The sequence below is a fragment of the Streptomyces sp. NBC_00490 genome (genome assembly GCF_036013645.1).
GTDB lineage: Bacteria > Actinomycetota > Actinomycetes > Streptomycetales > Streptomycetaceae > Streptomyces > Streptomyces canus_F.
This window is the reverse complement of record NZ_CP107869.1, coordinates 4,007,942-4,021,355: the sequence shown is the minus strand read 5'-3', so window position 1 is coordinate 4,021,355 and position 13,414 is coordinate 4,007,942. Positions and strand designations below refer to the sequence as shown.

The 13,414-nt window shown below is 70.9% G+C and carries 10 protein-coding genes; 5 read left to right on the top strand and 5 right to left on the bottom strand.

The features are described 5' to 3' along the window. Window positions 1–7 precede the first annotated feature (7 nt). On the top strand, window positions 8–937 hold the full coding sequence (locus OG381_RS18150) for an EamA family transporter (protein ID WP_327717135.1): 930 nt from the start codon (window positions 8–10) through the stop codon (window positions 935–937). Window positions 938–997: 60 nt separating this feature from the next. Here OG381_RS18150 and pepN read toward each other — a convergent pair whose 3' ends face one another. After that, on the bottom strand, window positions 998–3,571 hold the full coding sequence (gene pepN / locus OG381_RS18145; RefSeq protein WP_327717134.1) for an aminopeptidase N: 2,574 nt from the start codon (window positions 3,569–3,571) through the stop codon (window positions 998–1,000). A gap of 121 nt (window positions 3,572–3,692) precedes the next feature. Between pepN and OG381_RS18140 the strand changes: the two genes are divergently transcribed. Then, a complete protein-coding gene (locus tag OG381_RS18140) occupies window positions 3,693–4,169 on the top strand; it encodes a DUF1203 domain-containing protein (protein WP_327717133.1) in 477 nt (158 codons plus the stop codon). Here OG381_RS18140 and OG381_RS18135 read toward each other — a convergent pair. Both OG381_RS18135 and OG381_RS18130 read right to left on the bottom strand, forming a co-directional pair. Further along, complete coding sequence (locus OG381_RS18135; RefSeq protein WP_327717132.1) at window positions 4,166–5,182, bottom strand: aspartate-semialdehyde dehydrogenase; 1,017 nt, start codon at window positions 5,180–5,182, stop codon at window positions 4,166–4,168. The genes OG381_RS18140 and OG381_RS18135 overlap by 4 nt on opposite strands. A gap of 106 nt (window positions 5,183–5,288) precedes the next feature. After that, window positions 5,289–7,340, bottom strand: a complete 2,052-nt coding sequence (locus tag OG381_RS18130) for a TerD family protein (RefSeq protein WP_327717131.1) — start codon at window positions 7,338–7,340, stop codon at window positions 5,289–5,291. A 113-nt stretch (window positions 7,341–7,453) separates the two neighbouring features. On the opposite strand from OG381_RS18130, the gene OG381_RS18125 reads away from it, so the two are divergent. Together OG381_RS18125 and OG381_RS18120 are read left to right on the top strand one after the other, a co-directional pair. Beyond that, window positions 7,454–7,993: a sigma-70 family RNA polymerase sigma factor gene (locus tag OG381_RS18125; protein ID WP_327717130.1), complete on the top strand. Its 540-nt coding sequence runs from the start codon at window positions 7,454–7,456 to the stop codon at window positions 7,991–7,993. Window position 7,994: 1 nt separating this feature from the next. Next, window positions 7,995–8,735 (top strand): hypothetical protein, encoded by a 741-nt coding sequence (locus tag OG381_RS18120; protein WP_327717129.1) that lies wholly within the window; start codon window positions 7,995–7,997, stop codon window positions 8,733–8,735. Window positions 8,736–8,802: 67 nt separating this feature from the next. Here OG381_RS18120 and OG381_RS18115 read toward each other — a convergent pair whose 3' ends face one another. Both OG381_RS18115 and OG381_RS18110 read right to left on the bottom strand, forming a co-directional pair. After that, window positions 8,803–12,093: a S8 family serine peptidase gene (locus tag OG381_RS18115; RefSeq protein ID WP_327717128.1), complete on the bottom strand. Its 3,291-nt coding sequence runs from the start codon at window positions 12,091–12,093 to the stop codon at window positions 8,803–8,805. Between the two features lie 239 nt (window positions 12,094–12,332). Beyond that, window positions 12,333–12,860, bottom strand: a complete 528-nt coding sequence (locus OG381_RS18110) for a CGNR zinc finger domain-containing protein (RefSeq protein ID WP_327717127.1) — start codon at window positions 12,858–12,860, stop codon at window positions 12,333–12,335. A gap of 110 nt (window positions 12,861–12,970) precedes the next feature. Between OG381_RS18110 and OG381_RS18105 the strand changes: the two genes are divergently transcribed. Then, complete coding sequence (locus OG381_RS18105; RefSeq protein WP_327717126.1) at window positions 12,971–13,414, top strand: VOC family protein; 444 nt, start codon at window positions 12,971–12,973, stop codon at window positions 13,412–13,414.

Genomic DNA, 13,414 nt, shown 5'->3' with positions numbered 1-13,414 from the left:
ACCGGTCATGACCCGGTCCGCGACCATCCTCCTCACCGCCCTCGCTCCCATCTCCTGGGGCACCACCTACGCCGTCACCACCGAGTTCCTCCCGCCCGACCGTCCCCTGTTCACCGGACTGGCGCGCGCCCTGCCCGCCGGGCTGACGCTGCTCGCGGTGGCGCGGGTGCTGCCGAAGGGGGCCTGGTGGTGGAAGGCGACGGTGCTCGGGGCGCTGAACATCGGCGCGTTCTTCCCGCTGTTGTTCCTCTCCGCGTACCGGCTGCCCGGCGGTATGGCCGCGGTCGTCGGGTCGGTGGGGCCGTTGCTCGTGGTGGGGCTGTCGGCGCTGCTGCTGGGGGAGCGGCCGACCGCGCGGAGTGTGGTCACCGGCGTCGTCGCGGCGTTCGGGGTCAGTCTCGTCGTCCTGAGGGCGGCCGGGGCGCTCGACCTCGTGGGGGTGCTGGCGGCCTTCGCCTCGGCCGCCTCGATGTCCGCCGGGACCGTGCTGACCAAGCGGTGGGGACGGCCCGACGGAGTGGGTCCGCTCGCGCTCACCGGGTGGCAGCTGACCGCGGGCGGGCTGCTCATCGCGCCGCTCGCGCTGCTGGTCGAAGGTGCCCCGCCCGCGCTCGACGGACGGGCGGTGGGCGGCTACCTCTATCTGGCGCTGGCGAACACGGCGGTCTCGTACTGGCTCTGGTTCCGCGGCATCGGCCGGCTCAGCGCCACACAGGTCACCCTCCTCGGTCCGCTCTCCCCGCTGACCGCCGCGATCGTCGGCTGGGCGGCGCTCGGCCAGGCCCTGACGCCGGTCCAGCTGGCGGGGATGGCGGTGGCGTTCGGGGCGACGGTGGCGGGGCAGCTGGGACAGCCGCAGGCGCGCACCGCCGGTAGGTCGTTCCGCCGAGGTGCCCCGGGGGGACGCGCGCGGAGCGTGACGGGCGCCCGCCCCTGAGCACACACGAGGGACGCCCGGAATGGCACCGGGCGCCCCTCGTCGTCGTACCGGAAGCCGCTACTGGGCCGCCGCGTCCGCCGCCTGGGCCTTCAGCGCGCGCTCCACGCCCGCGCGGGACTCCGAGACCAGGCGGCGCAGGGCCGCGTTGGGCTCGGCGGAGGCCAGCCAGGCGTCCGTCCTGTCCAGGGTCTCCTGGGAGACCTGGATCGTCGGGTAGAGGCCGACCGCGATCTGCTGGGCGATCTCGTGCGAGCGGGTGTCCCAGATGCCCTTGACCACCTCGAAGTACTGGTCCGCGTACGGCGCGAGCAGCTCGCGCTGCCCGGTCTGGACGAAGCCTCCGATGACAGCCTCCTGCACCGCGTTCGGGAGCTTGTCGGACTCGATGACCTGGGCCCAGGCCTCGGCCTTGGCCTCCTCGGTCGGGCGGGCGGCACGGGCGGTGGCCGCGTGGCGCTCGCCGGCGGCGGTCCTGTCCCGCTCGTACTCGGCCGCGATCTCCGACTCGTCGAAGCGGCCGACCGACGCCAGACGCTCCACGAACGCCCAGCGCAGCTCGGTGTCGACGGCCAGGCCCTCGATCGTCTGCGAGCCCTCCAGCAGGGCGTCCAGGAGGTCCAGCTGCTCCGGCGTCCGGGCCGTGGCCGCGAACGCGCGCGCCCACGCCAGCTGGTGGTCGCTGCCTGCGGCCGCCGAGCGCAGATGGGCCAGCGTGGCGTCCGTCCAGCGGGTCAGCAGGGTCTCGCGGGCGGCCGGGTCGGCGTACAGCTCGATCGCCAGCTTCACCTGCCGGTGCAGGGACTGCACGACACCGATGTCCGACTCCTTGCCGATGCCGGACAGGACGAGGGAGAGGTAGTCGCGGGTGGCCAGTTCGGCGTCGCGGGTCATGTCCCAGGCCGAGGCCCAGCACAGCGCGCGCGGCAGCGAGGACTCGAAGTCGCCCAGGTGCTCCGTCACGAAGGCCAGGGACTGCTCGTCCAGGCGGACCTTCGCGTACGACAGGTCGTCGTCGTTGAGCAGGACCACCGCGGGGCGGCGCTTGCCCACCAGCTGCGGTACGGCGGTCAGTTCGCCGTCCACGTCGAGCTCGACCCGCTCGTCGCGGACCAGCTTGCCGCTGGCGTCGTCCAGTTCGTACAGGCCCACCGCGATGCGGTGCGGACGCAGCGTCGGCTCGCCCTGCGCGCCGGCCGGGAGCGCGGGGGCCTCCTGGCGGATCGCGAAGGAGGTGATGACGCCGTGCTCGTCCGTCTCGATCTCGGGGCGCAGGATGTTGATGCCGGCCGTCTGGAGCCACTTCTCCGACCAGTGCTTCAGGTCACGTCCGGAGGTCTCCTCCAGCGCGCCCAGCAGGTCGGACAGCCGGGTGTTGCCGAACGCGTGGCGCTTGAAGTACGCCTGCACACCGCCGAAGAACTCGTCCATGCCGACGTAGGCGACGAGCTGCTTGAGGACGGAGGCGCCCTTGGCGTAGGTGATGCCGTCGAAGTTGACCAGCACGTCGTCCAGGTCGCGGATCTCGGCCATGATCGGGTGCGTCGAGGGGAGCTGGTCCTGGCGGTAGGCCCAGGTCTTCATGGAGTTGGCGAACGTCGTCCACGAGTGCGGCCAGCGGCTGTCCGGGGCGTACGCCTGGCAGGCGATCGACGTGTACGTGGCGAACGACTCGTTCAGCCACAGGTCGTTCCACCACTCCATGGTGACCAGGTCGCCGAACCACATGTGGGCCAGCTCGTGCAGGATCGTCTCGGCACGGATCTCGTACGCCGCGTCGGTGACCTTGGACCGGAAGACGTACTGGTCGCGGATGGTGACCGCGCCCGCGTTCTCCATCGCGCCCGCGTTGAACTCCGGCACGAACAGCTGGTCGTACTTCTTGAACGGGTACGCGTAGTCGAACTTCTCCTGGAACCAGTCGAAGCCCTGCCGTGTCACCTCGAAGATCGCGTCCGAGTCGAGGAACTCGGCGAGGGAGGGGCGGCAGTAGATGCCGAGCGGGACGGACTGGCCGTCCTTCTCGTACACGCTGTGGACCGAGTGGTACGGGCCGACGACGAGCGCCGTGATGTACGACGAGATCCGCGGGGTCGGCTCGAAGACCCAGATGTCGTCCTTCGGCTCCGGCGTCGGGGAGTTGGAGATGACGGTCCAGCCGGAGGGGGCCTTCACGGTGAACTGGAAGGTGGCCTTCAGGTCGGGCTGCTCGAAGGAGGCGAAGACGCGGCGGGCGTCCGGCACCTCGAACTGGGTGTACAGGTAGGCCTGCTGGTCGACCGGATCGACGAAGCGGTGCAGACCCTCGCCGGTGTTGGTGTACGCGGCGTCCGCGACCACGCGGAGCACATTGCGGCCCTCCAGCAGCCCCGGCAGGGCGATCCGGGAGTCCTTGAAGACCTCGGCCGGGTCGAGCGCGTCCCCGTTGAGCGTCACCTCGTGGACGGCCGGAGCCACCAGGTCGATGAAGGTCTCGGCGCCGTTCTCGGCGACGTCGAAGCGCACCGTGGTCACGGACCGGTAGGTACCGCCCTCTTGCGCGCCGGAGAGGTCGAGATCGATCTCGTACGAGTCGACGCTCAGCAGCTTCGCCCGCTGTTGCGCCTCTTCGCGAGTCAGGTTTGTGCCAGGCACGCGGTCATCTCCTCGATATGTGTGGGTTCGGCGGTTCGGCCATCCTTCCACGGCTCCCGCACCGAACGCGATGTCCAGAACCCGCCGGTGACCGGGACGGACACGGGCCAGCCTGGGATCCATGACCACGTACACCGCACTGCCCATCCCCCCGTCCGTCCTGAAGGAACTGCGTTCTGCTGACGACGCGGGACGCCGGATGGTTCCCGTGACCGACGAGGAGGGCGGGGCACCGCTCCGCTGCTGTCTGCGGCACGGCGCGCCCGGCGAGCGGATCGCCCTCGTCTCCTACGCCCCGCTGCGCCGCTGGGCCGCGCAGACGGGAGCCGAGCCCGGGGCCTACGACGAGCAGGGCCCCGTCTTCATCCACGCCGAGGAGTGCGCGGGGCCGCAGCCCGGCGGCCACCCCTTCGCCAACGCCCGCCGCACGGTCCGCCGGTACTCCGCCGAGGGGCACATCCTGGGCGGGGAGCTGGTCGCGGCCCCCGACGACGAGGCCTTCCGGAACGCGTTCGACGACCCGGCCGTGGCGCTGGTCCACGTCCGGGCCGTCGAGTACGGCTGTTTCCTCTACGAGGTGCGCAGGCCCGGCGCCTAGCCCTTGAGCTCGGCCGCCACCAGCTCCGCGATCTGGACCGCGTTCAGCGCGGCGCCCTTGCGGAGGTTGTCGTTGGAGATGAAGAGAGCGAGACCGTGCTCGACCGTCTCGTCGCGGCGGATGCGGCCGACGAAGGAGGCGTCCTGGCCGGCGGCCTGGAGGGGGGTCGGGATGTCGGACAGGGTCACGCCCGGGGCGCCCGCCAGGAGCTCCGTCGCGCGCTCCGGGGAGATCGGGCGGGCGAAGCGGGCGTTGACCTGGAGGGAGTGGCCGGAGAAGACCGGGACGCGCACGCAGGTGCCGGAGACCTTCAGCTCGGGGAGCTCCAGGATCTTGCGGGACTCGTTGCGGAGCTTCTGCTCCTCGTCCGTCTCGTTCAGGCCGTCCTCGACGAGGTTGCCGGCGAAGGGCAGGACGTTGAAGGCGATGGGCCGCTTGTAGACCTGCGGCTCGGGGAAGTCGACCGCCCCGCCGTCGTGGGTGAGCTTGTCCGCGTCGGCGGCGACCTTCTGCACCTGGCCGTGCAGCTCCGCCACGCCCGCGAGGCCCGAGCCGGACACCGCCTGGTAGGTGGTGGCGATCAGCGTCTCGAGGCCCGCCTCCGTGTCCAGCACCTTCAGGACCGGCATCGCGGCCATGGTGGTGCAGTTCGGGTTGGCGATGATGCCCTTGGGGCGGTCCGCGATGGCGTGCGGGTTCACCTCGGAGACGACCAGGGGGACCTCGGGGTCCTTGCGCCAGGCCGAGGAGTTGTCGATCACCACGGCGCCCTGCGAGGCGACCTTCTCGGCCAGCGCCTTCGAGGTCGAGCCGCCCGCCGAGAACAGCACGATGTCCAGGCCCGTGTAGTCCGCCGTCGAGGCGTCCTCGATCGTCACGCCGTCCAGGACCGACCCCGCGGAGCGGGCCGAGGCGAACAGGCGCAGCTCGGTGACCGGGAAGGCGCGCTCCTTGAGGATCCTGCGCATGACCGTGCCGACCTGACCGGTGGCTCCGACGATTCCGACCCTCACAGCGACTCCTTTGCGTGGCGTTTACGTGGCCTGGACGTTTCCATCATGCGTCTCTTCCGGCCGGTCGTGTCCAATCCTTTGCCCGGGTAATGGGACGGCACTCGTGTCAGGGGCGCAGTTCCAGCGTCCACCCGCCGAGCGACCTGACATGGAGGAACGTGGCCGAAACGCGGTGCGGGCCGGAAGATGCGGTGAGTTTCCGGTGCGGGAACAGATTTTCGTCGAGTTCGAAGACGTGGATCAAGGCGGTTCCGACGACCACCAGCTCGGCCTCGGGCCCGATGTGACGTACGACTCCATACCGGTCGCCCGGGGTGCGGGCGCCCAGCACGGGGGCCGCGTCGAGCGGGGCCGGCTCCAGGCGCCACTTCGTGCCCTCGGTGGCACGGACCGTGAGGAAGCAGGTGCCGCCCGGGTCGACCCACACCGGGCCGAGGGTGGGACGGCGGCGGGCGAGGGTGTCGGCGATCATCGCCGATTTTCCGTACGGGTGGTTCAGGGACCATGCGCTCAGGTGCTCGTTGTCGCCGCGCGAGGTCCGCTGCACCGTCATCAGCATGGGGGGTCCCTGGTACCGCAGGACCGCGCTGCCCTTGCCCTCGGTGGGACCCGTGAGCAGGGGAGCCTCCTCCTCGGGCAGCAGCCTGAGCGTCCACTCGCCGGCACAGCGGACCCGTACGGTCTGCTCGGCCCTGCCGTCGGCGAAGAGCACCGCCGTGCCACGGGTGCCGCGGTCGTGGCCGCTCAGCCAGTCGTCCTCGTCGCCGTACTCGTCGACGGTCTTCACCTCGAGCGAGTAGTCGGCCTTGGCGCCCGGGAAGTCGTACTCGACCAGCGCGGGGCGCCCGGGGCGGGGGTTGGCCAGCGTGACCGTGTGCTCGCCGCGGCCCTGGTAGGTGCCGGTCTTCCGGCCGGCGGACGGGTCGCGGACCGGCAGGGGCTTGGCGGTGAGCTCCCAGTCGCCGTCGCCGTGCTCGATCACCAGCAGCAGCGGGCCGTCGGGGACCGGGACGGTCTGCTTGAGCTTTCCGGTCTCGTTGCACAGCAGCTCGTGGTCGTCGAGGTCGTCGAAGTGCTCGGCCTCGTGGCAGTTCAGCACGAACCACTCGCCGCGGTCGGCGCCGCCGTCGAAGCGGACCTTCACATCGGCCATGGTGCCCAGGTAGGAGACGACGTCCGGCCCGCGCCCCTTGAGTGTCTGCGTGCCCAGCGGACGGGCCGCCGACAGCGGCAGGACCGTGATCGTCCAGTCGCCGTCGTAGTTGACCTTCATCCGCAGCGGACGGTCGCGCGGGGGCTGCACCAGGGCGCGGCCGTGGAAGTCGCGCAGCGTGGTGTTGAAGACCGTGTCCTCGTCCTTGTTGCGCCGGTCCAGCGTCTCGACGCAGAGCCATTCGTCACCCCGGACCCGTGCCTCCACGATCACCGGGCCGGGCGGCAGCGGCATGTCCACGGAGACCACGCCGTTGCCGCGGCCGCTCTGGGTGTGCGGGGTGAAGTCGGGTCCCAGGAGGGCGGGGGACCGGGCCGGGACAGCAGCCGATATGAGGGTGGCGGCCGGTGGCACGCTCGCCTTCGTGACGACCGGGTTCGGCACGGGAGCCACCGGAGGCGCCACCGGCATCGGCACCGGCGCCTCCACCACGATCCCGAAGTCCGTCGCCAGCCCCGCGAGCCCCGAGTCCCATCCCTGGCCCACCGCCCGGAACTTCCACTCCCCGTTGCGCCGGTAGAACTCCCCGAGCACGAAGGCCGTCTCGCCACCGGCGTCCGTCACGTCGTAGTGCACGAGGATCGCACCGTCCGCCGCCACGGTCTGCACCGCGAGCCCGGGCACCGCCCCGAACGTGCCGTCGTCGCACGACGCGGCGATCAGCACCCGCTGGACGGCCGGCTCCACCCGGGGCAGATCCAGCTCCAGCCACTCGGCGAGCTGGTCCACGCCGTCACCGGTGCCGAGATGCCGTACCGCCCCCGACGGATGCGCGGGCTGGTTGTGGAAGACGAGGTCGGCGTCGCCGCGCACCTTGCCCGCCGCGTCGAGGAGCAGTGCCGAGACATCCACGGCGGGCGTCCCCGGCACCTTGCGGCGGCAGACGGCAACCCTCAGAAGACCGGCGGGGACAGGGGTGTTGGCCCCCTTCGCGATGTGCGTCATGGGGCCCATGGTGACAGTGATGATCATGTGAAGAAAGAATTCCGGGAATCGGACCGAACGTTTCCGCCCGCATCGGCGTCATAGAGGAAACGCGGCGAGGAGAGGGGGGGGCTGTGCTGCGCAGAAAGGCCCGTCGCGGCCTGGGGGACGAGGTCCATGACGGGCCGGACGACCCCCTCGACGCGGCTCAGGAACGCCGGGTGCGGGCCGTGCTCGCACTCGGCGGCGTACCGCAGGCGGACCTGCCGGACGGGGTGCAGCAGGTCCGCCTGCGGTTGCTGGAGCGGGCGGCGAAGGGGTACGAGGCGCCGCGCGACGTCTCCGCTTGGGCGGCCGTCGTGGCCTCCAACCTCGCCATGGACTGGCACCGCGCCAAGCGCCGCCAGGAACGGATCGGCGAACGCCTCGCCTCCCTGCGCCAGTTGGAGCACCCCTCCGGTGAGGACACCAGCGTGCTCTCCCTCTCCGTGGCCCAGGGCCTCGACGAACTGCCCGACGCCCAGCGCCAGGTCCTCGTCCTGCGTTTCTTCGCCGACCTGCCGGTGCGCGACATCGCGCACGAGCTCGGCGTCCCCGAGGGCACGGTCAAGAGCAGACTGCACACGGCGGTCCGCGCGCTGCGCGCCCGCCTGCACGAGGGTGAGGTGGTGTGACGTGACCGCCGAACACGACGGCATCGACGCGCTGATGGCCGCGATCACCGACGAACCACTGTCCGACGAAGCCCGCGGGGACGCCGCCTTCATGGCCGAACACCGCTCGGCGAGCGCCGACCTGACACTGCTGCGCGAGCAACTGGGCGTCATCGGCCACGCGCTCACCGAGCCCGCCCCGGCCCCGGCTCCGACCCCGGCTCCGGTCCGGAAGCCGGTCCCGGTGGGTCCCTCACGCGCCCGCCGATGGGCCCCCAAACTCGCCCTCGGCAGCCTCGCGGTGGCCGCGGCCGCCTCCGTGGTCGCAGGACTGGGCTGGCTGATCGCCACGGGCGGGTCCGACGCCATGTCCTCGTCGGAAGACAGCGGGGCCGGCGCCCAGAAGTCCGACGCCGACGCGGAGGCCGGCACCCGCTTCGGCAGCCCGCACTACCTCGTCTGCACGCGCCTGGTCGCCGAGGGCACCGTCACCTCGGTCGAACGGCTCGCGGACGGAGTGCAGTTGAGGATCTCCGTGGACGTGATCCGCTACTTCAAGCAGGACGAGGAGCGCCCCGACCACCTCACCTACGTCGTCGAGGACACGTTCGGCCGTGGTCTCGTCAAGGGCGACCGGGTGCTGTTCGGGGTCCCGAAGGGGGACTCGGTGCCCGACCACTGGGTGGTCGGCGAGGATGCGGTCGCCCGTGAACGGGCGTGGATCGAGGCCTCGTTGCCGGAGTCGCGCAAGCTGACCTGCTGACGGGGCGGGCACGACGAAGGGGCGGGCGCCCGATGGACGCCCGCCCCTCCCTTGTCGTACCGGCAACCTACGGCGTGACCTTCTCGATCTTGACGCTGCCGATGCCCGCGACCGTGCCGCGGGCGTTCACCAGCTGGACCTGACCGAAGAACTCACGGCCCTCGGGAGCGGCCGCCAGGGCGGTGACGTTCGCGGAGACGTCCGCGGTGCCACCCGTGCCCAGCTTCACCGCGGCCGAGTCGCCGACCGTGACGGAGCCCAGGGCGGCGGAGAAGAACACGTCCTGGTAGTCGTAGGCCGTCGAACCGGCCGGGATCGCGTAGCCGATGACCTGGATGGTGTAGGTACCGGCGGCGGGGTTCGCCACCGAGACCGACTCCTCCGAGTCGCCGTCAGCGGAGGAACCGGCCTCCGCGCCGCTGCCGTCCAGGACCACCAGGTCGAGGTCGGCGGCCGTGTCGGAGACGTTGCCGATGGCGACGTCCAGCGACTTGGCGCCCTCGGGGACCTCGACCGTGGTGACCTGGGTGTCGCCCTCGGCGATGGTCGGGCGGGCCGACTTGGCCGAGCCGAGCGGGCCGCCGACGAGCTTGCCGTCGAGCGCGGCGAGGTTGTTCGTCACCTTCCAGGAGGCGGCGGTCGGGGTGCCGACCTTGGCCTCGGGCACGGTCACGACCTCCGGGGCGAAGGTGGCGCCGAGGACGGTGACGTCCAGCTTGTACGGGTTGTCGAGCAGCGGTGACGTACGGCGCGACTCGACCTCGATCTCCCAGACACCGGCGACCGGGTCGGCGTACGACCGCACGTCGGGGCGGCAGCCGTTGCCGTCGAGGTAGTTGTTGTAGCAGTTCGGCGTGCTGGTCGAGTCGACCGGGACACCGTACGGGTGGATCGCGATGAACCGGGTCTGGCTCTTGTCCTTCAGCCCGCCGATGGCGACCTCGAGGGACTTGGCGCCCTCGGGGACGGTCACGAAGTACGACTGCGTGCTGTTGCGCTGGACCGTACCCGCCGCCGCGTAGGTGTACTTCAGCGGTGCCGAGACCACGACCGTGTTCAGGATCTGCTTGTCGACGCCCTCGGTGCGCGGGTCGTCGACCTCGAGGATGGCGCTCTTGAGACCGGCGGTCGGCGCCTTCGCGGCGATCTTGACGGTGACCGGCTTGTTGAGCTCCAGCTTGACCTCGTCCGGGCCGACGATCGAGAAGGTACCGGCGGCGTTGTTCTCGAGGTGCAGCTCGTGACGGATCGCCTTGTCGGCGCCGGACGTACGGGTGACGGTGACCTCGTACGACTTCTTGACGCCGGCCTTCAGGCCGCCCTCACGGTCGTAGATGCCGGTGCCGAAGCCCGGCGTCTTCAGGAACTGGTCGACCGCGGTGTCGACCGGCGCCTTGACGGTGTAGTCGTGGGCGGTCGCGCCGTCCTTGATGGAGTCCCAGGCGTCCTCGATGTTGATGAGGCCCGCGCCCTCCTCGTACGCCTGCACACCCTTGATGTGGTCGGCGGTCGAGGTCAGCGCCGTGCGCAGGGTCTTCGGGGTGAGCGCGATGCCCTTCGCCTTGGCGGCGGACAGCAGCAGCGCCGAGGCGCCCGCGGCCTGCGGGGAGGCCATCGAGGTGCCCTGGAGCATGCCGTAGCCGGCGGGCAGGGAGTAGCCGGACTCGGCGACCGGGGCGCCCGGCAGCCAGGTCTGGATGGTGTTGACCGAGGCACCCGGGGCGACCAGCGTCGGGGTGAAGCCGCCGTCCTCACGCGGGCCGCGCGAGGAGAACGGCATCATCGCGTACGACTTGGACACGACCGAGCCGTAGTTGGAGTACCACGTCGCCTTGGAGATCGAGGCGCCGACGGAGATCACCTTGTCGGCCAGACCGGGGTCGCCGATGGTGTTGGCACCGGGGCCGGAGTTGCCGGCCGAGATGACCAGCTGGACGCCGTAGGTGTCGATCAGGCGGGTGTAGAGCTCGGCGCGCGCGTTGTTGCCGTCGTTCAGCGCGGGCAGGCCGCCGATGGACATGTTGACGATGTCGACACCGCGGTTGGTGACGAGGTCGATCATGCCCTCGGTGAGCGCGACGTTGGTGCAGCCACCGGTCCAGGTGCAGGCACGGGAGGAGACGACCTTCGCGCCCGGCGCCGCGCCGTTCATCCTGCCGCCGAACAGGCCGTTGGCGGAGGTGATGCCGGCGACGTGCGTGCCGTGCTCGGACTCGATGACGCCGATGTTGACGTAGTCGGACTTGTCGCCGGCCGCGTTGAAGACGACGTCCTTGCGGATCTCGACGACGAACGGCTGGCGCTCGACGACATCGGTGGACGGGTTGTCGGTACCGAAGTAACCGATCTGGAACCCGGCCTTGTACGGCTTCATCGCCGCGTCGTCGCTGAAGTCGTTGTTGTTGTTCAGGTCGACCCGGACGGTACCGGCGGCCGCGTCGTAGAGGACGCCCCAGACATCGGTGGTGTCGCCGTCGCGGTTGGCGTCGCCGTTGGCGTCGCCGCCGGTGGTGGCCGACTCGCGGAACAGGTTGAACTGGTAGGCGCCCGCCGGGGCCTTCCAGGTGGCGCCCGCGATGGTGAAGGTCGGGCCGCTGACCGGGTTGTTCATCCGGCGCCAGGTGGCGTCGGCGTCGCTGACCGGGTCGGTGGCCGTGACCCAGTCGACGATCTTGCGCTCACCGGTGGTGGTCTTCTGCAGCGCCGGGTGGCCGAGGTCCACGCCGGAGTCGAGGACGCCGATGGTGACGCCGCGGCCGTCCGCCTTCGGGTGGTCCTCCACGAAGTCGACGGCGCCCGTCTCGAAGGACGGGTTGTACGGGTTCTCGGCAGGGGTCTTCTTGCCGGGCGCCGCGGGGGTGGCCGCCTTGCCGGCCGCGCCCTTGGCGGTGTCCGCGCTCGGCGTCGGGTCGTCCAGCGGGATCTCCTGGCGCAGGTCGATGCCGTGCACGGAGGAGAGCTTGACGGCGGCGGCGATGGCCGAGTCCGCCTTCGCGGTGGGGACGGTGGCGCGGACGTAGCCGACCTTGTCGAACGTGCGGCCCACGAGGCCGCCGGCCACGGCGTCCAGCTGCTTGGCGACCTGCTCGGTCTGCCCCGGAGCGGTCGCGATCATCATCGAGACGTTCTTGTCGCCGTCGGCCTTCGCCTCGGCGAGCAGGTCCGCGTCGTCCGAACCGAGCTTGTCGTGGGCGGACTTGGCGGCCGGGTCGGCCGCGGCGGGCGCGTCGGCAGCGGCGATGGCCAGGGGGACAGGCCCGGCCGCGGAGAGCGCGGCCACAAGGCCGGCGGCCACGGCTATACGCACCACGCGTCTCGCGCCGCCCGATATCGGTTCGCGCTGGGGGGTGAGGGTCATCGGCATCCCTTGTAGGTAAAGGAACGTGCGGTAGCGGCCGGGGCCGATCGGTCCTGACCGCGAAGGTCCGGAAATGCGACCCCGGACGATCGCACAGCTTTACGCATGGGAAGGATGTTTAGGGAGAGTTGACCGAATCGATATGGGCGTATGGGGAAAACCCGCGATCCCCTTTAGGGAGATGAGCGACCAAAGGGACAAGTCACCCTGTCGTCTCTCAGGTTTCTCTGGTACAGCCCTCAACTTTCCTTGGTACGCGCGTAGTGCCGCGACGCCTTCGCCCGGTTTCCGCAGGCCGCCATCGAGCACCAGCGGCGGGTGCCGTTCCGCGAGGTGTCGAAGAAGTGCAGGATGCACGCCTCGTGGGCGCAGCCGCGGATCCGGTCGGGCGCGGTGCCGACGAGCTCCAGGTAGTCGCGCGCGGCGAGCCAGGCGGGCCCCCAGGTGGGGTCGCGGAACTCCGGAACCTCGCCGGGTCCTTCCGCGGTGAGGGTGACCCGGATCCGGCCGTGCTCGAGGACGGCGTCCAGGGGTGCCGCGGCGCCTTCGTGGACGGCCTTGTACAGCGCGTCCCGCGCCTGCAGCACATGCCGCAGGGTGGGCGCGTCCGCCTCGAACCGCCCGTCGAGCGCGTTGGCGCCGAGCCAGACGGTCAGCCCGTCGGTGTCGGTCAGCAGGTCCTGTACGGCCCCCTCCCGCATCCACCGCGTGTTGAGCAGGTCGAGCGCGAGGGGCTCGCCGGTGAGGGGACGGGGGTCGGCGGACATGTGGGGGCTCCCTTCCGTGCTAACCGCTCAAGAGTACGTGACTGGTTGCGCCGACTGCCTATAACCCTTAATGTTGTTTTGACAGGTTAGATCAGCTGAAGGGGACAGCCATGACCTTGCGCACCGGCCACATCGGTCTGAACGTCACCGAGCTCGACCGCTCCCTCGCCTTCTACCGCGACGTCCTGGGCTTCGCCCTGATCGGCGAGGGAAAGGAGGAGGGCCGGCGGTACGCCTTCCTGGGCGACGGCGAGAGCCTCGTCCTCACGCTCTGGCAGCAGGCCGGAACGGGCTTCGAGGGCGACCGCGCCGGACTGCACCACCTCGCCTTCGAGGCGGACTCGATCGAACGGGTCAGGGAGTACGAGCAGGCACTGCGGGCCTACGGAGTGGACTTCGCCTACGAAGGGGTCGTCGCCCATCGCGAGGGCGCGGCCTCGGGCGGCATCTTCTTCCACGACCCGGACGGCACCCGCCTGGAGATCTCCGTGCCGAGCGGCGCACAGGGCGCCCCTGCACCGGTTGAGTCGGCTCCCACCTGCGGTTTCTTCTAG